This is a genomic window from Antricoccus suffuscus, assembly GCF_003003235.1.
GTDB lineage: Bacteria > Actinomycetota > Actinomycetes > Mycobacteriales > Antricoccaceae > Antricoccus > Antricoccus suffuscus.
Map to the genome: position 1 here is coordinate 443914 of NZ_PVUE01000001.1, position 20031 is coordinate 463944.

The window sequence follows — 20031 nt, forward strand, 5'->3', positions numbered from 1 at the left end:
ACTATCGTGGCGTGGTGACTGAGCCAGATCCCCTTACTGCCGACGACAGCGGTGGCATTGACCCGCAACACCTCGCGCTGTGCCTCGACGTCCTATCGCGAGTCGAAGCGCTGCACCCTGAGCATCCGGACGCAATCGCCGTACGACGAGCGACCGGACGCCTCTACAAGCAAGTCAAGTTGGCCAGGCGCTATGAGCGACGTGACGCGATCCTGGCCGCCGACCGGGCAGTTGTGGCGGCGACCGCGACCGGATCACCCAACCGGATCGACGATGAGACTGAGGGCATCCCGCTCGTCTCCAACGCTGCTGGTGCGCTCGCCGGCAAGCTGATTAAGCCGCGCCCGTGCTACATCTGCAAGCAGGAGTACGTCGAGGTAGATGCGTTCTATCACCAACTCTGCCCGAGGTGTGCGGCACTCAACCACGGTCGCCGCGCCGCACGGACCGATCTCACCGGGCGTCGCGCGCTGCTCACTGGTGGCCGCGCCAAGATCGGCATGCATATCGCGCTGAGGCTGCTGCGTGACGGGGCGCACACCACGATCACGACGCGGTTTCCCAACGATGCGGTACGCCGTTTCACCGCGATGCCGGACAGCGCCGAGTGGCTGCACCGGCTGCGGATCGTCGGCATCGACCTGCGCGATCCTGCGCAGGTCGTCGCGCTGGCCGACTCGGTTGCACAAGCGGGGCCGCTCGACGTACTGATTAATAACGCCGCTCAGACCGTACGACGCTCGCCAGGTGCATATGCGCCGTTAGCCGCTGCCGAGTCCGACGTACTGCCGGACGGGCCCCTGCCGGAGATCCTGACGTTTGACCGGATCTCGGATGCGCACCCGGCCGGATTGACCGGTTCGCTGTCGTCACATCCTGCGCCACACTTGCCCGAGAACGCGAGTGGGCACGAAATCTCCAGGCTCGCGATGATCGCCGGGTCGGCGTCGCTGGAGCGGATCGCCGAATCCACAGCCATCGACGCCGGCGGCCTGGTGCCCGATCTCAACACGATCAACAGCTGGACTCAACGCGTCAACGAGGTCGACCCGCTGGAGCTACTCGAGGTCCAACTATGCAACATGACGGCGCCGTTCATCCTCATCAGCCGGCTGCGTGCCGCGATGGCCGCGAGCACGGCCCGACGCAAGTACGTCGTCAACGTCTCGGCGATGGAGGGCGTCTTCAACCGCGGTTTCAAGGGTCCCGGGCATCCGCATACCAACATGGCCAAAGCGGCGCTCAACATGCTGACTCTGACCAGCGCGAAGGAGATGCTCACTGACGGCATCCTGATGACGGCTGTTGACACCGGCTGGATCACCGACGAGCGCCCGCACTACACAAAGATCCGGCTCGCCGACGAGGGTTTCCACGCCCCACTCGATCTCGTCGACGGCGCCGCGCGGGTCTACGACCCGATAGTGCAGGGCGAAGCCGGCACCGACCTCTACGGCTGCTTCCTCAAGGACTACGCACCCGCGAACTGGTGACCGCGTTAGTTCGGGGTCACGATGTTGAATGACGGACTGAAGTTGTCCAGCAGGGACAGCAGTTTTTCGAACGCGCCGCGGTCTCCGGCGATATCGATCGAGCCGTCGGCAACGGCATCGTCGAGGGTCGCGGCACCGCGCACGATGGCGCCGAATCCCTGACGGGTGGTCGTTATAGTGGCGTCGGCGTCCGGCGACTGCTTGTCGCGGGTGTGGAAGAGTACGCCGTTCTGCACCGTCACCAGGTAGCGCTCGGACGGCTCCGTAGTGACGAGGTTGAGGTGCAGCACGGTGTCGCCGGCCTTGGGCGAGTTGAGCCGGATGCCCATGAAATCGAGCAGCATCTCGGTCGTCATCGCCAGCGGGATCTCGGTGCCGCCCGCTCGGCGTTTGCCGCTGACCTGGAGTACGCCGTTGCGCAGCTCATGGGCGCCGGTGAGATAGAAGTTGCGCCACGGACCGCTTTCGGCCTGGTAACCGAGTTGCTCGAACGTCTCGGCCTGCAGCCGTTTGGCGTCGTCGTTGTCAGGTTCGGCGGACAACACGTGCTTCAGAAGCTCAGCGCCCCAGCGATAGTCGGCCTCCGCGAATGCCGCGGTCGCTTTGTCGATGACGGCCGACGCGCCACCGAGCGCGGCGACGTACCGCTCACCCATCTCGCGTGGCGGTAGCGGATTGAGGTTGGCGGGGTTGGCGTCAAAGAAGCCCAGATACCTTTGATAGACGGCTTTGACGTTGTGGTTGAGCGATCCATAGAGGCCGCGGTTGGCCCAGAAGCTGGCCAATGGCGCCGGCATCTGGATCATTTCGGCGATCTCGACCATGGTGTAGCCGTGGTTCGCCAGCCGCAGGGTCTCGTCGTGCATGAACTTGTACAGGTCACGCTGCTTGCCGATGAACTCCCGCACCGCGTCCTGACCCCATACCGGCCAGTGATGGCTGATGAACATTACGTCCGTCTCATCGATGAACAGCTCGATGGCCTCGTTGAGGTAGCCGCTCCAGGAGCGTGCGTCGCGCACCTGTGCGCCCCGCAGCGTGTAGAGGTTGTGCATGACGTGCGAGACGTTCTCGGCCATGCACAAAGCCCGCAGTTCGGGGATGTGGAACGTCATCTCGGCCGGTGCTTCGCTGTCCGGCGTGTATTGGAAGACGAACCGCAGCCCGTCCAGGGTGAGCTCCGAGCCGGTCGTGTTGATCGAGTGCGTGGGGGCGATGAGCGTGTTGGTGCCGCCGGGAGTGGTGACGCCGAGGCCTGTGGTGACTTGGCCGAGGGGGCCGCGGGGGAGCAGCGGGCCGAACATATACATGGCGCGGCGCAGCATCGCGTTTCCGGCGTAGACGTTTTCGCTGATGGCCTCGTCCATGAAACCGGTCGGTGCCACGATTGGTACGCCGCGCGCCACGAGGTCGGACTCCTCAACGATCCCGCGGACACCACCGAAGTGGTCTACGTGGCTATGGGTGTAGATGATCGCGGTGATGGGCCGCTCGCCGAGATGTTCGTGGACGAGCTGCATTCCCGCGGCCGCGGTCTCGGCGGTGGTGAGCGGGTCGATCACGATGTAGCCGGTGGCGCCCTCGATGATCGTCATGTTGGAGATGTCGTAGCCGCGCACCTGGTGGATTCGGTCGGCAACGGTGAATAGGCCGTGTGCCTGGTTGAGCTGCGCCATCCGCCACAGGCTGGGGTGCACGCTGTCGGGAGCCTCCGCACCGATAAACGCGTACTGCTCCAGGTCCCAGACCGGACGCCCACTCGCACCGGCAATCGTCGGCGGCTCGATTGACGCGATCCGGCCGCGCTGGGAGTCCTCGAACGCCTGCCGGTCGCCGAATGGCAGAGACTGAACCGCCTGGGAGTTCGCCGCGCGGGTGGCGTCACTCGCCGGCCGCGGGCTCGAGTTGGCGCTTACCTTGTTGTCGGTCGTCATCGGGTCGGGCCTTTCGTCGGTTCGTTCAGATGGTGTCATGCGGCGCTCACGGAAGAGACATCGTCGCGCTCAATTACGGCGTTCTGCCGCAGTCGCAGGGCATCGCGCTCAGGCCGAATAAAGACTGTGGCGATGACCCCAGCGACAATCAGTAACAGTGCAGTGATCAGGAAGCTGATCTCGTAGCCGTTGTGTGCGCCGATTGCGTCGATGAGCCTGCCAGTCAGGTAAGGCGCGATGATGCCGGACGTTGCGTAGATCGCGGCGTACGTGCCGAGCACGCGTCCGCGCTGCTTCGGCGGCGATATCTCAGAACAGACCGTCAGCGACAGCGCGAAGATGATGCCGGCGAGGTTGAACCCGATCGTCATGAAGACGATCTTCACCCAGCCGGTCGGGACGAAGATGAAGCCGAGCATGGCCAACCCCGAGACCGTCACACAGACGCCACCGAGAATCCCGCGCGCCTTCCGGCTGGACATTCCACGTCGCATCATCCGCCCCGTGAACCCGCCTTGGAGCAGTTGCCCGAGCGCGCCCGCTGCCCACGGCAGGATGATCAGCGTGCCGGTCACCGTGGTGCTGTAACCCAGTTGAGTCTCCAGATACTTCGGCAGCCAGGCGACCAGAAGTGCCAATGCCCAGTACGCCGCAAAACCGGCGAACACGCTCGACAGCCACGTTCCGCTCGTCAGAATCCGCCAGGTAGGCATCCGTGTGGACTCGACCTCCGCGGTCGAGACCACGAGTGAGTCGTCATTCTTGCCGTCTCGCCCCACGAAGATCCAGACGACCGACCACACTAGGCCGATCACCGCGAGCAGTAAGAATGCGGCGTGCCAGCCGTGGTGCACGATCACCCATGTGATCGCCGGCGCGCCGACGATCACGCCAAGCGGCGCGCCAATGGTGACGATGGCGCTCGGCAGACTCCGGCCGGCATTGTTGAACCATTTGTGCACGGCGTAGTTGGCGACCGGAAAAGCGGGTCCTTCTGCCGCCCCGAGCACGATCCGGCTGACCAAGAGCGTCCCGAAACCGACTGTCCCGATGAGTGGCACCTGACTGACTGACCAGATCAGCGCCATCACGAGGATGATCCATTTTGTCGGCACCCGGTCGGAGATGATGCCGACGGCGAGCGCGGCAACGCTGAACAGGAAGAAGAACCCGCTGGACAGCAAGCCATACTGGCTGTTGGTGAGGCCGAGGTCCTTCGTGATGTCGACGGCGGCGAGTCCGAGCGCCGCCTTGTCGGCGAAGTTGATCAGCATGAACACCAGGAGCATCACGGTAATGACCCAGGCCCGGCCCGTACGGCGTCGCGGAGAGGACGCGATCTGCGTTGAGCCCTGCACTTGCGCATTTGCTTGGGTCGCGGTCACGGTTCTCCCTAGTTCGGTCGCCAGCTTGATGGCACCCGCTGATTTAAATACCGCGCGAGTATTACGTCAAAGACCAGAGTTGGTATAAATGCATAGGCATTGGCTATATGAATCAGGGTGTAGGACGAGACGACGTGGGATGGCGTGACGTGGTCGATTCGTGGATGACGGGGTCGGTCGACGTACGTCGGCTCGAGTACTTCCTTGCCGTCGTCGACTACGGAGGCGTGGTGAAGGCGGCGGCCGCGATTCCCGTCGCCCAGCCATCGCTGTCGCGGTCAATCAAGACGCTCGAACACGAGCTCGGAGTCGCCCTGTTCGACCGGAGCGGGCGACGGCTAGAACTAACCGACGTCGGTCGTGCGCTCGTTGCGCCCGCCCGACAGATGCTTGCAGACACGGCCGCGGCGCGCGCGGCCGTGGACGAGGTCTCGCGACTTAGCGGCGGCCGGCTGGATATCGTTGCGCTTCCCACGCTGGCGATGGGTCCGCTGGCCGAACTCACCGGCGAGTTCCGCCGTCGCTACCCGCGAGTCGGCGTACAGATCCTGGCGCCGAAGGACTCGACAGACCTCCTCGAGATGGTGCGCACCGGGGTGTGCGAGGTCGGCCTTACGGTGCTTCCTATCGGCGCCGGTGGCTTGGTGCAGCACAATCTTCCGAGCCAGGTGTTCGATCTGGTCGAGCCGCCCGACGGCAAAGCGCCGCCCCGGCCCGGTGACCGACCGGTCGCGAGAGCTGATCTGGTGGACATCGACTGGGTCGCCACGCCCACCGGTCGGTCGAGCCGCCGGCTGCTGGAGCGAGCGTTGGAGAGCGTCGACGGGATACCGAATATCGTGGTCGAGACCGATGCGGCCGAGGCCGTCGTACCGCTGGTCCTCGCCGGCGCCGGAGCGGCACTGTTGCCTCGTCGAATGGCGTTGCACGCGGCCGAACAAGGCGCGCGTGTGCGGGCGATCGTGCCGCCGGTGTCGCGAGACATCGCGGTGGTCTGCCGCCCGGGCGCCCTGTCGCCGCCGGCGGCCGCGTTCGTTGAGATCGTGCGCACTCTCTGATCAGGTGTCGCTGCCAGCGATCGCCAAAAGCGCATGGGCTGCGGGCGAAAGGTCGCCAGCGCGATGGAAAAGCCCGACCTTGCGGTAGATCTGAGGCTCGAAGCGACGTTTAATTGCTCCTCGCCGGACCGCCTCGTCGGCCCGTGGCCTTGGCAGGACCGACGGCCCGGCACCAGCCAGGATCATCGGGACGACAGCCTCCCGATGGGCGACTTGAACCGGGATGCCCGTCCGTACGTCCGCTTCCAGCAACATGCGTTCGAAGAAGTCCCGCTGTGCTGTTCCGCGCGGTACGGCGATTATGCCGATTCCGCGCAGGTCGTCGAGTGTGATGGGCTCGCTGCTCTCCGGCGTACCGGGCGGCTGGACGAAGAAGAACTCGTGTGATGCGATGACTTGCATCTGGAGACCATCGAGCGGTTGCGGAAGGTAGCCGAAGCCCAGTTCTGACGAGCCGCCGTGGACCATCTGGATGAGCGAGGACTCGGCTTGCGGGGCGGCCAGGCGGACGTGCACATTGGGGTTCTCACGACGAAATCGACCGATGAGTGGCGCGACTGGATCAGACAAGAGGGCAGCCTCACCGACCAGATCCAGCCTCCCGCCAGACAAGCCCAGAGCGCTCGCCACCACCGACCGTGTTGTTATGGCGTCCCGGATCATTCGGCGGGCGGGCGTGATAAACGCGTTACCGGCGGGCGTCGGGATCATTCTCCGGCCGACCCGGTGGAACAGCTCGGCGCCGAGGTCACGTTCGAGCGCCTGCAGGCCCTGAGAAAGCGACGGCTGAGCGACCCGCAACGCGAGAGCGGCACGATGGATCCCGTCGTGGTCGAGCACCGCTAGGAAGTACTCGACCTGGCGCAGCTTCATACCCACAACTAACCGTGATCAGCCGACGGAACTTGGAAAACGTGCTTCCACGTCGGGACGACCACGTAGCTTCTCGGGGAAGCCGGGACCGATCTCCCGGGTCACATTCTCCGAGGTGAGCGGCTCTCCGCAGTGGTCGCAGACCACCCTGGCCTGGATCTGGTGACCGCACGTGTCGTGCCGCGTGATCACCGGTGGGCCACTCTCTTCGGCCAGCCACTTGTCGCCCCACGCCATGATCGCGGACAGGACAGGGTAGAAATCGCGGCCCTGCTCAGTCAGTACGTAGTCGTAGCGGGCCGGGTTCTGCTGGTAGGGCACTCGGTCGAACAGGCCAGCCTCGACGAGACGCTTGAGACGAGTGTCGAGGGTGTTGCGTGCAAGGCCAAGAGACTGCTGAAAATCGTCGAACCGTTGCACGCCGGCGAACGCTTCGCGGAGCACTAACGGCGTCCACCAGTCGCCGATGAGGTCCATTGTGCGCGCGATCGAGCACGGCCAATTCGCCAATGAGGTTCGTTTCATGCTGTCCATCATAGCGAGTTGCTCTACAAGACTGACTCTGCTACCTTCCACTGAGTTGTTCTACAAGACTTACTCCGTCACTTCCCTCTTACGGATTGGATCGGTTCATGCCCTTCTATACCTGCTATACATCCGAAGACGCTCTCTCGGCAGACCAAAGAGCACATATCGCGGAGGCCATCACCCGGATCCACGTCGGGCACACCGGTGCGCCGCGAGGCTTCGTACGCGTGCTGTTTCAAGAGTCGGCCAAAGGCGACTGCTACACCGCCGGCGAAGTCGCTGACTTCGGGATGATCCGAGGAGTCATCCGCGCCGGCAGGTCAGCACAGACGAAAGAGGCCTTGCTTCGCGACCTGTGGGAACTGTTGCAGACCGTCACTGGGCTCGGCGACCACGAGCTTCTCGTGTCTGTGCAAGAGAACCCGGCAAGCAACGCGATGGAGGGCGGCGAGGTCCTGCCCGAGCCGGGCCAGGAGGCGCAGTGGATGGCGCGTCACTGACGCTCGACTTCTGTAATACCCACGAGGTGCATCGGAGAACGCAATGACTACAGCAATGATCGAGCTTGACGTATACACCGCCAAGGGTAGGGACTTGCCCAACGGCGGGATCTTTTCCCCGACTACGTCCACCTTGGTCATGGGCCCGCGCGAGGCGGTGCTGGTCGATACGGCGTACATGAAGGAAGACGTCGCGCGGATCGCGCGACGCATCGAACGCTCCGGCCGGCACCTGACCACCATCTACATCACCCACGGGCACGCCGACCACTACTTCGGCATCGAGTGGCTGCTGAAGCGATTCCCGGATGCTCGCGCCGTCGCGCTCCCGTCCGTCGTCGCGGACATCGAGAAAACACACGCGGCGTCGAGCAAGCAGTGGCACGACTACTTCGGTGACGACACCATGCAAACCACCGTCTTCCCCGAGCCGCTCGGCAGCGAGGCCCTTACCGTAGATGGCGCTGAACTTCTTCCGATCGACGTCGGCCAGGCTGACATCGACCCCAACACGATCCTGCACATGCCGGCCATTGACGCGGTTATCGCGGGGGATGTCATCTATAACGGCATTAATCCGTTTCTCGCGGCGTCCGGTGCGAGCGAATGGCCGCTATGGATAGAAAGCGTCGACAAAGTCGCCGCACTCAAACCCCGCATCGTGGTGGCCGGTCACAAGCGGGCGGATCTTCCCGATAACGACATCGAGGCGAGTGTCGGAGCTACCCGCGCCTACATCTCCGACTTCATCGCCGGCGTCGAGAAATGCACCGACTCACGCGAACTCGTCGCCAGGATGCAGCAGCGTTATCCCGACTACGGCAACCCGAGTGCCCTGATCCTGTCGGCCGTGCTGGCCATCAAAGGCAAGAAGTCAAAGTAACAATGAAGTCTAGTAACACTCAAGCGCATCAGCGGTCAGAGGTTCGCCCTCGACGGCGGGGAGCCTCGTCTAGTCCCGGGCCATCCGCGCAGTTGACAAATTAAGCCACAACCAGCCAAACCCCAACAACACAGGAGCACAGATGAGCACCGACGCACCGGTAGGCGAAGTCACGATGGAGACCGATGGTCACATTGCCGTCATCACCGTCCGCAATGAGGCGAAGAAGAACTCTTACACGCCAGAAATGATGGACCAGTTGAGCGATCATCTGACCGGGTACGAGGATGATGACAGCCTCTGGGCCGCGGTGCTTTGTTCCGCTGGAGAGCACACGACTGCGGGACTGGACATGCCGAAATTCTTCGGCCCCAACGCGACTGCGGAGCCGCGAGACCCGAACAAGGTCGATCCCTTCGGCTTGGGGCGTCGTACGACGAAGCCGCTGATCGCCGTTGTGCAAGGGATCACGTTCACCGTCGGGATCGAAATGATGCTGGCTGCCGATATTGCGGTCGCTGCGGACACCGCGGTGTTCCAGCAGTTGGAGTCCAAACGCGGGATCGCACCATTCGGTGGAGCGCACTTCCGGTATTTGACCCGCACCGGCTGGGGTAATGCGATGTATCACCTGTTCCTATGCGACAAGTTCGACGCTGCTGAGGCGCTGCGCCTTGGTTTCGTGCAGGAGGTTGTTCCGTATGGCCAGCACATGGATCGTGCGATGCAGCTTGCCCGCGAGATCTGCAAGAACGCGCCGATTGGTATCCGCGCAACGAAGATAGCGGCGCAGAAGTACATCAATGCCGCGGAGCGGGCCGCCATCGACTGCATCCCAGAGATCCGCGAGACGGTGTTCGCCACCGAGGACTCCAAGGAAGGCATTCAGTCATTCATCGAGCGCCGCGAGGCCAACTTCAAGGGCCGCTGAAAGCGTCGCTACTTAAGCCGATCAGAATCGAGACTCTACGTTGACTGGTATCCAGGTAGCGAGGTCGAATGACATCTTGACGTTGACATTCGACCGTGCCGATAAGAAGAATGCAATTACCGACACGATGTATGGGACCCTCGCTGATGAGATCGCCGGTGCAGAAGGCGATCCCGACACGCTGGTGATTCTGCTGCGCGCGGAAGGTGACACGTTTACGGCTGGCAATGACCTCGCTGATTTCAGGCAGTCCGAGACGGAGAACGTCGATTCCCCCGAGAAGAATGTACGGCGGTTTTTGCACGCTCTGACCACCGCGAGCAAACCAATAGTGGCGGCGGTGCAGGGTAAAGCTGTCGGAGTGGGCGCCACGCTGCTGCTGCACTGCGACCACGTCGTACTGGCTGAAGGCGCCGCTCTCGTGACGCCGTTCGTGGGCCTTGGTCTGGTCCCCGAAGCGGCCTCGTCGCTGCTGCTGCCTGCTCGAATCGGTCACGTGCGGGCGTTTTCGATGTTCGCGCTCGGCGAGCCCGTCCCGGCGGAGTCGGCGCTGGCGTGGGGCTTGGCTAACAGCGTCGTACCCGTCGCCGAACTCGATTCTGCGGCGTACGCGATCGCGGCACGACTCGCCGCACAGCCGGCCGGCGCGGTTGCGGCTACAAAGCGGTTGATGCGATCGCCGGAGGCGCTACAGACACGAATTGATGAGGAGAGCGCGCGGTTCTACGAGCGACTCAAAACGGCGGAGGCGCAGGAGGCTTTCGCGGCTTTCGGCGAACGGCGCCCGGCAGACTTCAAGAAGTTCCGCTAGCTTGTGTCGCCTGATGGCATGCATTTAATTCCCATAAGACTCGAAGGTGGCGGGACGAAGTGACGCAAATCAGATCGGTTGAAGGCTCCGTCGTTTTCGTCACGGGCGCCAGTGGCGGGCTCGGGCAGCAGTGGGTGACCCAATTCCTCGAACGGGGAGCGGTCAAGATTTACGCAGCCGGCCGGACTCAGCGCGACTGGAACGATGAACGGGTCGTGCCAGTGCACCTAGACGTCACCGATGAGGAATCGATTGTCGACGCCATGCGAGTCGCCGGTGACACGACTGTCCTGGTCAACAACGCGGGGGCCACGCTGTGGGAGCCGATCTCGACCGTCGAGCCGGACCTGCTCCGCCGTGCCTTTGACGTCAACTTCTTCGGTCCGGTCGCCTTGGCCCGGCACATGGCCCCGGTGTTGAAGGTCAACGGTGGCGGCGCTGTCATCGACGTACTTTCAGTGCTGAGTTGGCTCGCGAAGTCGGCTGGCTACAGTGCGGCCAAAGCGGCGATGTGGTCAGCGACGAACTCGCTGCGCATCGAGCTACTAGAACAGCGCACGCACGTACTCGGTCTGTTTATGGGCTATGTCGACACACCGATGACCGCGTCGCTCGATGTGCCGAAAATTAGCGCACAAGAAGTCGTCGCGGTCACCCTGGATGGCCTGGAACAGGGTGCATATGAGGTTCTGGCCGACGCGGTCTCGGCAAAAGTTCGTGCCGCACTAGGCCAGCCGCTCGAGGCGCTTTATCCAGAGTTGGCGAAACAATAGGTCCATCTGTCAGAAGTCGGCGATCCCACAGATCGGCGTCCAACCGCACACGCCGGACCGACTGCATCGGGCCTGGCCGGGAACTGACCAAGGCCGATTCCGCCCCAAATCCGGTTGATAGGAACGTGAATGAGGGGTACAAACTCACGGACGGTGGGGTACGAAGTCACGGACGGCGGGGTACAAACCTCACGGATCGCAGGATTTCTACGGCGTGCGGGCGCAGAGGGCGGGGAAGACCGTGATCCACGCGTCGATGACCTGTTCCTCGGTGTGGGGGTTGGTGCGCAGTACGCCGGTGAGGGCCAGCCCGCGTAGCAACTGGAGCAGCGAGTCGAAGGCGATCTCAAAGCCAGGTCCACTCGCGTATGGCTCGCCGAACAGCAGACGCGCGATGTCGCCGAGCTCTTTGCCCACTTGGCGCTCGGCCGGCATGAGCGTGGCACGCAGTGACTCGTCCGTGCGCGCGGCGAGCCAGAGCTCGACCCCGGCGAGAAACGTGGCTCCCGACATTGCTTGCCGTACGGCTCCGACGGCCTTGGTGATGCGATCGGTCCCGGCAGGATCGGGCACGGCCCCCGGTAGTCGTTCGGCGAGCTCGCGCAGCTGCGCAGCCTGGACTTCCGCCACGTAATGGATCGCACCGACGAAGAGGTCGGGCTTGGTCGGGAAATGGTGCAGCAGCGCGCCGCGTGAGACTCCGGCCGCGGTCTGCACACGCTGGGTCGTCGTACCGCTGTAGCCGAAGGCGACGAGGCATGCGACGGTCGCGTCGATCAGCTTGCGGCGCGTCTCGGCCGGAGCGATGTGGCGTCTCTTCGTGGGGCGTTCTGTCACGTCGCGCTACGTTACCGGGTGGCGATTACGCCGATCTGCCGCTGAGGATCGCGTCGGCTTCCTCGCTGAGCGATCGCATGATTTCCGCCGCCGGTTTGATGTCGTCGATCAGTCCGCATGATTGGCCGCAGTAGAGCACCTGGTCTTCGAGGTCGCCCTCGAAACCATCCATCGGCATGAAGATCCCGTAGCGGGTCAGCTCGACGTCTTGTCCGGCGACCGGCATTCGGCCAACGTTGTCTCCCTCGCCGGGCCGTTGACCGGAGGCTGGCGAACCAGCGTCTTCCCAGGTTTGTACGACGTTGTTGCGCAGGACGCGATGTGCGGCGTTGGGCCAGCCGCCGTCGAACAGTTTCGTGTGAAGTGTCTGGTCGGGCATCGCGCTCACGATGCGTTCCTTGTAACCGGCCGCGGCGCGAGACTCGTCGCTGCACAGGAACCGAGTGCCCAAAGAGACACCCTGCGCACCCATGTCAATCATGGCCGCAATGCCCCGCCCATCGGCGATCCCGCCCGCGGCGATCACAGGAATCGGCGCGATGGCGCTGACCGTCGCCGGCACGATGACGGCCAGTCCCGTCTCGCTGCCATTGTGTCCGCCGGCTTCGACGCCCTGGACCATGACGGCGTCGACACCTGCCGCCGCGGCGTCCTTTGCCGCCTCGACCGAGCCGACCTGTACGACGACCTTAGTGCCGGCGGCGTGCGCCTTTTCGACGTACGGCCCGGCGTCGCCCCAGAAAAGGATCAGGACCGGCACCTCCTCATCGATGCAGCATTCGACCTGGCCCTCATCGAGCAACGGCATGATGAGGTTGACGCCGTACGGCGCATCCGTGCGGGCCTTGAGCTGCTGGATGAACTCGCGCGTCGCGGCGGTGGGCAGCCCGCCCATCCCCAGTACGCCGAGACCTCCGGCGCCGGATACCGCGCACGCGAGTTCGACGCCCGCGAGACCTCCACCCATGCCGGCATTCCAGATCGGCACTCGGATACCCAATTGGTCACTCAATGGTGTGGTGAACATGGCGCCCCCTCGGCTTGGGGCCATCGTATGCCTCTAGGCCGGAAGGCGTAACCGGTGTTTTTGGATCTTGCCGGTCGCGGTTTTTGGCAGTTCATCGACGAACTCGATCTTCTTCGGCACCTTGAAGCCGCTGAGCTGTTCCTTGCAGTAGGCGAGGAGCTCCTTTTCGGTTATATTGCCGTTCGAGACGACAACGGCCGTCACCGCCTCACCCCAACGGTCATCGGCCCGACCGACCACGGCGGCCTCAAGTACGGCGGGGTTGCCGAGCAGAGCCCGTTCGACCTCGATGGATGAGACGTTTTCGCCGCCACTCTTCACGATGTCTTTGGCGCGGTCGGTGAACCAGACAACGCCCTCGTCGTCGATATGGCCGATGTCGCCGGTGCGCATCCAGCCCCCGCGGAATGTGACCGTGTTGGCGTCGGCGTTGTTCCAGTAGCCGCGCATGACGTGTGGGCCGCGATAGACAATCTCGCCGGTCTCGTTTCGGCCCAGCAGGCTGCCATCGGCATCGACAATCTGCACTTCACAGGACGGGACGGGGGCGCCCCACGATCCTGACTTCTCTGCTTGGTGCGATGGCCACTGCATCACGGTCGGCGGGACACACTCGGTCATACCGGAGCCAAGGATCGCAGCTGCGTTGGGAAAGAGTCGTTCCAGCAACTTCAACCGTGCTTCTGGCATCGGCGCCATCGCGTAAATAGCGACTCGTACGTCGGGAAAGCTCAGGCCTTCGGTCGCCTCGTGGCCAAGCAGGATTGCGTACATGTTCGGCAGCAGCATGATGTGTGTGGCCTTGTCCTCCTCCAGGCTCTTGAGGTAGGAGAGCGGCTCGAATCCGGGGAAGACGATGGCCGTGCCGCCGGTCGCCAGGATCGGTAGGAGCAGGGTGTCCAGGGCTGTGGTGTGGAACAACGGCAGGATGATCGGGTAGACCGAATGATCGTCGCCCCATTTGTGGCCGATGATGATCGCCGTCGACAGGATCGCCGTCACCACGGAGGAGTGGCGAGTGAGTACGCCCTTAGGTGCGGACGTCGTACCCGAGCTGTAGAGGCAATGCACGATGTCGGAATCGTCGATCGCTACCCGTGGCGGCGTGGTGTCGCCCGCGCGGAGTACGTCGAAGTCCGCGACCTCGACTGGCAGCTCAGGCAGCTGCTCGATGCCGGCCACGATGACCCGGGCGACGAGCGGCAGCGACGGCAGGATCTGTTCGAGCAGCGGCACGAAAGCGGAGTCGGCGATGATTGTTTCGACGGCCGCATCTGTAAGCACATAAGTAATGTCGGCGGGACTCTGCGCCAAGTTGATCGGCAATGCGACGGCGCCGGACTTGGCAACACCGAAGAACGCCTCGACAAACCCGCACGAGTTGCCCATCAACATCGCGACCGGTTCTTGATGCCGTACGCCGAGGTCAAGGATTCCGTGCGCGACCGCGTTGCTGACGTTGTCGAGCTCGCGGTAGGTGCGAGTGCCGTCGTCGCCTTTCAGCGCGTTGCGGTCGGGGAATGTGTGCGCCACCCGGGTGATCAAATCCCCCAGCACGTTGCGCTGGGCGAGGTTGATATCAAGCGGGTCGACGCCTGACAGATCTGCTTGCACGATTGGTCCTCCAACAAGTACGACGGCTGCTGCTTGAACTGTGCTGGAGTGCGCGCCAACGGTCAAGTGCCGCGCCGTTAACTCCATATGGCGCCGTAACACACCGCGCATGATCATGACATTAATGGCAGTGACCAATGAGGGAGCGCGCCATGATTCTTAAAGAGGTCTCCGTCGAACGGTTCGCCTTCACGTGCCAGGGATGCTGGCACGAGTGGCAGGCCGACTACGACCTCCAGCATGTCGAGGACAGTTACGGGCACGCGAAGGACTACTTCTTCCGCGACGGAGTGCGGTGTACGGACCCCACCGGCGCAGGTGTGACGTTGTGCCCGCAATGTGGACGCAGCACGGTGAGCGCGCGCTTGACGCACCGTCGGGCCACTCCTGTGGTCCCGGCAGCCGAAGCGAGCAATCCCGATAGTGGCGAGCGACCGACGGCCGCGCAGACCGCAGCCCGCGCGCGCGTGCCGATTCTGCCAGCGGAGAAGCTGGACACCGGCACGCCGCACACGTCCGGGGAGTGACGCCAGGACGCAGCCACGACCGACATTCACCGAGATACAGGCCGCTTACCCAGCCCACGTGTGCTTTACCTTCGTGAGACGGTCCGCGATTTACGCTGCCCACAGGTGCAATCGGTGCGGCAATAGAAGGACATGTCATGTCTGCCCCAAGTTCGGCTGGTTCGGTGTCGGGCGATCGAATCGACGGTCGGCACGCAATCGGCGCGGAGAGCGGACTCGTCGTCGAAGGCGTGCGGGTCGGCTATCCCGGTGGCCCCGACGTGCTTCGTGGCGTCTCGTTGAGCGTGCGTCCAGGCGAGCTCGTGGTGGTACTCGGTCGCAACGGCGCCGGAAAGACCACCTTGTTGCGTGCTATCTCGGGCCTACTTCCGTGTCGCAGCGGCGAATGCCGAATCGGTACGGCGAGCCTGCGCGGGATGCGAGCGTTCCGGATCGCCCGACGCGGACTAGCGCACGTCCCTGAAGGCCGCCGGGTGATCCCGGGCATGAGCGTCGCGGACAATCTGCGCCTTGGCGCCTTCCCGATCGCTCATCGTCGGGACGTGGACGACACGCTTGCCGAGGTGCTTGAACTCTTTCCGTCGCTGCGCCGGACGCTGTCGGCGCGGGCGGGCACCCTGAGCGGTGGTCAGCAGCAGATGCTCGCCATCGCTCGCGCCTTAATGTCGCGACCGCGCGTGCTGCTCCTCGACGAGCCACTGACCGGCCTCGCTCCGGTGATCCAGGACGACGTCATGGCAACGCTGAGTCGGTTACGGGCCGACGAGCGCACGATCCTTCTCGTCGAGCAGAACGCCGCGCGCAGCCTGGCAATTGCCGATCGCGGCGTCGTACTCGTCGAAGGCGAGGTCGGCCTCGAAGGCGCCGCGTCGACATTGGCTACCGATCCTCGGGTCAAAGAGGGCTACCTGGGAATTAGACCGGAGGACAACCAGCCCAATTCGAGTTAGGAAGTCGCATGAAGTCTCGATTCAGTCGACAAATGGTCCTCGCCGCGGGCGCGGCAGTGACGCTGGTCGTGTCCGTCGGTTGCGGTTCTAGCGGTTCGGGGACGAGTGCATCTGGGAGCAGTTCGCCGATCATCGTTGGCCTCGTTCAGCCCTACTCTGGTGCGGAGTCGTACTACGGCAAGTATGCCGACAACGCCTGGACAATGGCGATGGCGAAGTATGGATCGAAAATCAAGGGGCACCCGATCAAACTTGTCAAAGGGGACAGTAAATGTGACCCTGCGACGGCGGTGTCGGTCGCACACAAGATCCTGGCCCAGAAGCCGGTGGCGATCGAAGCCCCCGACTGTTCCGGCGACACATTGGCGATGTTGCCTATTACTACTGCAAAGAAGGTCCCGCTGGTCTCGGAAAACCTCGCTCCGGACATCACCACCAAAGGAAGCAAGTACGTGTGGCGGGTGCAGGCCAGCGACGCGGCGACCAACAAGCTGTTCGCGAAATACATTGTCGACCAGGGGCACAAATCGATCGGTGTCATCAACGACACCACGTCGTACGGCGTGGCTAACGCTGCAACCCTCGTGAGCGGGTTGGCGAAGTCCGCGGTCAAGCCCGACGTCGAGGCGACGTACGACATCGCGGCAACGGATTACTCCGGACAGATTCTCAAGGTCAAGCAAGCCAACGTCGAGGCGGCGTACTTCGAGGGCTACGACCTCCAGGAAGGCAACCTCGTTAAGCAGGCACGTAGCCTCGGGCTCACGATGCCGATCTACGGGCCGACCACGGCCAGTGACGGTACGTTCTTGAAGGCCGCCGGCGACGCCGCCGAAGGCGTCGTGTTCGCGACGTCGTTCCTGCCGGATTGGTCGTCGACCGCGACGACGTTCGCGAAAGACTGGCAGGACCAGTTCGGGTATCCACCAAATATGGACAGCGTCGGCATGTATCAGGCGGCCGTGGTGACGATCAAGGCGCTGCAGAAGGCCGGGCCGTCGGCGACCGCGGACGACGTAAACCGCGCGATCAAGGGACTGACGGTGAGCGGCCTGCCCGAGGGAGCGGTGTCATTCACCTCGACCGGAGATCTCGCACATCCGCTGGTGATGGCGGGCACGTGGCAGGGCGGCGCGACCAAGCTGGTGAAGATACTGGCCAAACCCGAATAGGCCGCCGGTCGTGGTGGTGACGAGGGGGCGCCGATGACGCTGTTGCTGCAGACGCTTGTCAGTGGGCTGGCCGCGGGCGTGGTCTATGGACTGATCGCGCTGGGATTTTCGCTGGTGTACCGCACAAGCAGAGTCATCAACTTCGCGCAGGGAGATCTGGCGGTGCTCGCCGCCTATCTCGCCTATACGCTCCGACAGCTTGGCTGGCCGGTCATCGTCGCGTGCGTGGTGGGTGTACTCGGCACGGGCGTAGTGGCGGGCATTCTCGAGCGTCTCGCGTTGCGCCCGCTTTATCGCAGGCCTGGTGCCGTCGCGATCCTGTGCACCGTTGGGTTGGCGATCGTGTTGGAGGCGTGCATTCGGCTGATATGGGGGAGTCTGCCGCTGTCACTGCCGTCGATTGCGTCAACCTCGCCGTGGCATTTGGGCGGTCTTGCGATCACCCCGCTGCAGGTGTCGATGTTCGTGGTGGGCCTGGCGATCGCGGTCATGGTCACGCTGCTGATCGGGCGCACTCGATCCGGGCGGGCGATGCGCGGTTGCGCGCAAGACCCCGAAGTCGTGGTGCTTTTCGGCGTCAACGTTGATGCCCTCTACTTCTCCTCGTTCGTGATCGGGGGTCTCCTTGCTGGCGTCGCCGGGATCCTGATAATTCCCACACTGGGGCTGACACCGGATATCGGGCTCAACTTGAGCGTGCTCGGGTTCAGCGCCGCGGTCCTCGGTGGGCTGGGCAGCATCTGGGGCGCGCTGGCTGGCGGGGTGCTGGTCGGCGTGATCACCAACGTCGCTGCGGTCTACGTGAGCTCGAGCTACGCCAGCGGGTTCGTGTACCTGATCATGGCGGTGATCCTGTTGGTGCGGGTGCGCGGGCTGTTCGGGGACGAGATTGAGGCGGTGCGCGAGGTATGACTCCAGACACATCGGGTCTCGGCGTACGCCGTTCGTGGCCGCACGACCTGCGGCTGCTGTGGTTTGTCATCGGTACCGTCGCGGTCACGGTGCTGGCACCGGTAATCGTGACCGGGCCCAATTTGCTGACGTTCGACCTGGCAGTCATCTACGCGATCGCCGCAATCGGTCTCAACGTCATCTTTGGACTCGGCGGTTTGCTGTCGGTGGCTCAGGCCGCCGTGATGGCAGTCGGGGCGTACGCCGTCGTACTCACGCTCAATCGGTTCCACATCGCGGTCCTGCTTGCACTTGCGATCGCTTGCGTGCTGGGCGCGGTCACCTCCGGGCTCACCGGGCTCATCGCGATAAGGATCCGTTCGCACTATTTCATTCTCGCCAGTGTCGCCCTCGCCGAAGGCGTCGTCCTGGTCATCACCAACGAGACGAAGCTGACCGGCGGTAGCAACGGGGTGGGGTTCGACGGGCTGCCCACGGTGTTCGGGCTGGACCCATCCGACCCGGCGCAGTTCGTGCTGATCGGTGTCCCGCTGGCCGGTCTCGTCTGGTATCTCGCCGCCTGCTTGCGTGAGTCGCGGCTCGGTGTCGCCCTACACGCGGTGCGCAGCGACGACTACTTAGCGCTCGCCTCCGCGATCCCAGCCAGCCGGTGTCGACTATGGGCGACGGTGATCGGCGGCGCGTTCGGTGGCCTGGCCGGGGGGCTGCTGGCATTGCTCGACGGCTATATCGGGCCGCAAAGCTTTGGCCTCACCACGGCCGTACTGCTGCTGCTGATGGTCGTATTCGGAGGCGCGTCGTCCAACGGAGGAACGGTCGTCGCCGCGATCGTGCTGACCGCGCTCACTCAGGGCCTGTTGACCGCAACCAAGGTCGGCGACCTGGTGTACGGCGTCGCAATCGTGCTGCTGCTCGTTTTCGCCAGCGGTGGACTGGCCGGGCTGGCCCGCGGCGCATTCGAATGGGGCCGGCGACGGGGCCACCGTAGCAAGACGGGGCAGTCGACATGACTCAAGGTGCGCTATCCATCGACGGCCTGAGTGTCCACTTCGGCGGCCTGCAGGCATTGCGTGGCGTCTCGGCCGAGATCACGCCGGGCTCCGTCCACGGTCTGCTCGGGCCCAACGGGTCGGGGAAGACGACACTGCTCAACGCCGTGTGCGGTTTCGTCCGGTCGACCGGGCGGGTGTGTCTTGACGGTGTTTCGTTGACGCGCGCGCCGGCGTACGTACGCGCGCGCAGCGGCCTTCTGCGGACCTTTCAGTCCCCGAAGCTGGTGCCGGACCTGACGGTGGAGGAACTACTGCGCGTTGGAGAGCATCCGCGCGGCTTCCGGCCGTGGTGGCTCGTCACTGCGTTGCCGCTGCGCGACAGTCGGGCCCGCAAGTCGGGCCAGCAGCGGGCATTGGCCACACTCGACCTTCTGGGCCTCGATGGATCCCTGCTCGCGGTGCCGATCCGTGATCTGTCGCAAGGCGTGTTGAAGATGGTCGACATCGCGCGAGCGCTGATGGCCGATCCGAAGGTGCTGCTGCTCGACGAACCATCTTCGGGAATGAGCGAGGCCGAGATCGCCCGATTGCGCGGCCACATCCTGGAGTTGGCGAGACGCGGTACGACGCTGCTGCTGGTCGAGCACAACCTGCCGCTAGTGCGAGCCGTCTGCGATCGAGTTACGGTGCTCAACCTCGGCGAGCAGCTGACCTCGGGTCCGACCGCCGACGTGTTGACCAGGCCCGAGGTCGTCGAGGCCTTTCTGGGTGTCGGCGCCGATGGGAGTGTGCCTAACGCCGTCCAAGAGCAACCCGGCGGCGGGCCTTGAC

The 20031-nt window shown here is 63.9% G+C and carries 20 protein-coding genes; 13 read left to right on the top strand and 7 right to left on the bottom strand.

Annotated elements, in window-relative coordinates:
- The first annotated feature begins 14 nt into the window (after positions 1–14).
- Complete coding sequence (locus CLV47_RS02130) at positions 15–1493, top strand: SDR family NAD(P)-dependent oxidoreductase (protein ID WP_238145172.1); 1479 nt, start codon at positions 15–17, stop codon at positions 1491–1493.
- Between the two features lie 5 nt (positions 1494–1498).
- Here CLV47_RS02130 and CLV47_RS02135 read toward each other — a convergent pair whose 3' ends face one another.
- Positions 1499–3427: an alkyl/aryl-sulfatase gene (locus CLV47_RS02135; RefSeq protein ID WP_106347333.1), complete on the bottom strand. Its 1929-nt coding sequence runs from the start codon at positions 3425–3427 to the stop codon at positions 1499–1501.
- Between the two features lie 35 nt (positions 3428–3462).
- The gene (locus tag CLV47_RS02140) at positions 3463–4812 is read right to left on the bottom strand and encodes an MFS transporter (RefSeq protein ID WP_238145173.1); all 1350 of its coding nucleotides are present in this window, start codon (positions 4810–4812) and stop codon (positions 3463–3465) included.
- Between the two features lie 134 nt (positions 4813–4946).
- Here CLV47_RS02140 and CLV47_RS02145 point away from each other — a divergent pair, with 134 nt between their 5' ends.
- On the top strand, positions 4947–5870 hold the full coding sequence (locus tag CLV47_RS02145) for a LysR family transcriptional regulator (protein WP_170110924.1): 924 nt from the start codon (positions 4947–4949) through the stop codon (positions 5868–5870).
- Here CLV47_RS02145 and CLV47_RS02150 read toward each other — a convergent pair whose 3' ends face one another.
- Complete coding sequence (locus tag CLV47_RS02150) at positions 5871–6743, bottom strand: LysR family transcriptional regulator (RefSeq protein ID WP_106347335.1); 873 nt, start codon at positions 6741–6743, stop codon at positions 5871–5873.
- Positions 6744–6761: 18 nt separating this feature from the next.
- Entirely contained in the window at positions 6762–7268 is a 507-nt protein-coding gene (locus tag CLV47_RS02155) for a winged helix-turn-helix transcriptional regulator (RefSeq protein WP_106347491.1), read from the bottom strand.
- A gap of 107 nt (positions 7269–7375) precedes the next feature.
- Between CLV47_RS02155 and CLV47_RS02160 the strand changes: the two genes are divergently transcribed.
- The 5 genes from CLV47_RS02160 (at position 7376) to CLV47_RS02180 (ending at position 11169) form a co-directional block, all read left to right on the top strand.
- The gene (locus tag CLV47_RS02160) at positions 7376–7771 is read left to right on the top strand and encodes a tautomerase family protein (RefSeq protein WP_106347336.1); all 396 of its coding nucleotides are present in this window, start codon (positions 7376–7378) and stop codon (positions 7769–7771) included.
- 43 nt (positions 7772–7814) lie between these two features.
- Entirely contained in the window at positions 7815–8654 is an 840-nt protein-coding gene (locus CLV47_RS02165; RefSeq protein WP_106347337.1) for an MBL fold metallo-hydrolase, read from the top strand.
- A gap of 142 nt (positions 8655–8796) precedes the next feature.
- Positions 8797–9585 carry a crotonase/enoyl-CoA hydratase family protein gene (locus CLV47_RS02170; protein WP_106347338.1) on the top strand — a complete coding sequence of 263 codons (789 nt, stop codon included), beginning with the start codon at positions 8797–8799 and terminating at the stop codon, positions 9583–9585.
- A gap of 76 nt (positions 9586–9661) precedes the next feature.
- Complete coding sequence (locus CLV47_RS02175; protein WP_202862329.1) at positions 9662–10396, top strand: enoyl-CoA hydratase-related protein; 735 nt, start codon at positions 9662–9664, stop codon at positions 10394–10396.
- A gap of 59 nt (positions 10397–10455) precedes the next feature.
- A complete protein-coding gene (locus CLV47_RS02180; RefSeq protein WP_238145174.1) occupies positions 10456–11169 on the top strand; it encodes an SDR family oxidoreductase in 714 nt (237 codons plus the stop codon).
- 207 nt (positions 11170–11376) lie between these two features.
- Here CLV47_RS02180 and CLV47_RS02185 read toward each other — a convergent pair whose 3' ends face one another.
- From CLV47_RS02185 to CLV47_RS02195, 3 genes are read right to left on the bottom strand one after another with little or no spacing between them, the layout of a single operon-like run.
- Positions 11377–12006 (bottom strand): TetR/AcrR family transcriptional regulator, encoded by a 630-nt coding sequence (locus tag CLV47_RS02185; protein WP_170110925.1) that lies wholly within the window; start codon positions 12004–12006, stop codon positions 11377–11379.
- A gap of 25 nt (positions 12007–12031) precedes the next feature.
- Complete coding sequence (locus CLV47_RS02190; RefSeq protein WP_170110926.1) at positions 12032–13033, bottom strand: NAD(P)H-dependent flavin oxidoreductase; 1002 nt, start codon at positions 13031–13033, stop codon at positions 12032–12034.
- Positions 13034–13066: 33 nt separating this feature from the next.
- Complete coding sequence (locus CLV47_RS02195; protein WP_202862330.1) at positions 13067–14647, bottom strand: class I adenylate-forming enzyme family protein; 1581 nt, start codon at positions 14645–14647, stop codon at positions 13067–13069.
- Positions 14648–14799: 152 nt separating this feature from the next.
- On the opposite strand from CLV47_RS02195, the gene CLV47_RS02200 reads away from it, so the two are divergent.
- The 6 genes from CLV47_RS02200 (at position 14800) to CLV47_RS02225 (ending at position 20030) form a co-directional block, all read left to right on the top strand.
- Complete coding sequence (locus tag CLV47_RS02200) at positions 14800–15174, top strand: hypothetical protein (RefSeq protein WP_106347341.1); 375 nt, start codon at positions 14800–14802, stop codon at positions 15172–15174.
- A 137-nt stretch (positions 15175–15311) separates the two neighbouring features.
- Entirely contained in the window at positions 15312–16124 is an 813-nt protein-coding gene (locus CLV47_RS02205) for an ABC transporter ATP-binding protein (RefSeq protein ID WP_106347342.1), read from the top strand.
- An 8-nt stretch (positions 16125–16132) separates the two neighbouring features.
- The gene (locus CLV47_RS02210) at positions 16133–17296 is read left to right on the top strand and encodes a branched-chain amino acid ABC transporter substrate-binding protein (RefSeq protein ID WP_106347343.1); all 1164 of its coding nucleotides are present in this window, start codon (positions 16133–16135) and stop codon (positions 17294–17296) included.
- 33 nt (positions 17297–17329) lie between these two features.
- The gene (locus CLV47_RS02215; RefSeq protein ID WP_106347344.1) at positions 17330–18208 is read left to right on the top strand and encodes a branched-chain amino acid ABC transporter permease; all 879 of its coding nucleotides are present in this window, start codon (positions 17330–17332) and stop codon (positions 18206–18208) included.
- Complete coding sequence (locus CLV47_RS02220) at positions 18205–19218, top strand: branched-chain amino acid ABC transporter permease (RefSeq protein WP_106347345.1); 1014 nt, start codon at positions 18205–18207, stop codon at positions 19216–19218. Before CLV47_RS02215 ends, CLV47_RS02220 begins: the two co-directional genes overlap by 4 nt.
- Positions 19215–20030, top strand: coding sequence for an ABC transporter ATP-binding protein (locus tag CLV47_RS02225; RefSeq protein WP_106347346.1), 816 nt, complete (start codon positions 19215–19217; stop codon positions 20028–20030). The genes CLV47_RS02220 and CLV47_RS02225 overlap by 4 nt, the downstream gene beginning before the upstream one ends.
- The last annotated feature ends 1 nt before the right edge of the window (position 20031 follow it).

What these genes read in the sequence shown, in the direction of transcription:
- CLV47_RS02210 (WP_106347343.1), top strand. Translation starts at nt 16,133, where the DNA reads ATGAAGTCTCGATTCAGTCGACAAATGGTCCTCGCCGCGGGCGCGGCA.
- CLV47_RS02225 (WP_106347346.1), top strand. Translation starts at nt 19,215, where the DNA reads ATGACTCAAGGTGCGCTATCCATCGACGGCCTGAGTGTCCACTTCGGC.
- CLV47_RS02190 (WP_170110926.1), bottom strand. Translation starts at nt 13,033, where the DNA reads ATGTTCACCACACCATTGAGTGACCAATTGGGTATCCGAGTGCCGATC.
- CLV47_RS02150 (WP_106347335.1), bottom strand. Translation starts at nt 6,743, where the DNA reads ATGAAGCTGCGCCAGGTCGAGTACTTCCTAGCGGTGCTCGACCACGAC.
- CLV47_RS02200 (WP_106347341.1), top strand. Translation starts at nt 14,800, where the DNA reads ATGATTCTTAAAGAGGTCTCCGTCGAACGGTTCGCCTTCACGTGCCAG.
- CLV47_RS02160 (WP_106347336.1), top strand. Translation starts at nt 7,376, where the DNA reads ATGCCCTTCTATACCTGCTATACATCCGAAGACGCTCTCTCGGCAGAC.
- CLV47_RS02135 (WP_106347333.1), bottom strand. Translation starts at nt 3,427, where the DNA reads ATGACGACCGACAACAAGGTAAGCGCCAACTCGAGCCCGCGGCCGGCG.
- CLV47_RS02155 (WP_106347491.1), bottom strand. Translation starts at nt 7,268, where the DNA reads ATGAAACGAACCTCATTGGCGAATTGGCCGTGCTCGATCGCGCGCACA.
- CLV47_RS02220 (WP_106347345.1), top strand. Translation starts at nt 18,205, where the DNA reads ATGACTCCAGACACATCGGGTCTCGGCGTACGCCGTTCGTGGCCGCAC.
- CLV47_RS02215 (WP_106347344.1), top strand. Translation starts at nt 17,330, where the DNA reads ATGACGCTGTTGCTGCAGACGCTTGTCAGTGGGCTGGCCGCGGGCGTG.
- CLV47_RS02165 (WP_106347337.1), top strand. Translation starts at nt 7,815, where the DNA reads ATGACTACAGCAATGATCGAGCTTGACGTATACACCGCCAAGGGTAGG.
- CLV47_RS02170 (WP_106347338.1), top strand. Translation starts at nt 8,797, where the DNA reads ATGAGCACCGACGCACCGGTAGGCGAAGTCACGATGGAGACCGATGGT.
- CLV47_RS02205 (WP_106347342.1), top strand. Translation starts at nt 15,312, where the DNA reads ATGTCTGCCCCAAGTTCGGCTGGTTCGGTGTCGGGCGATCGAATCGAC.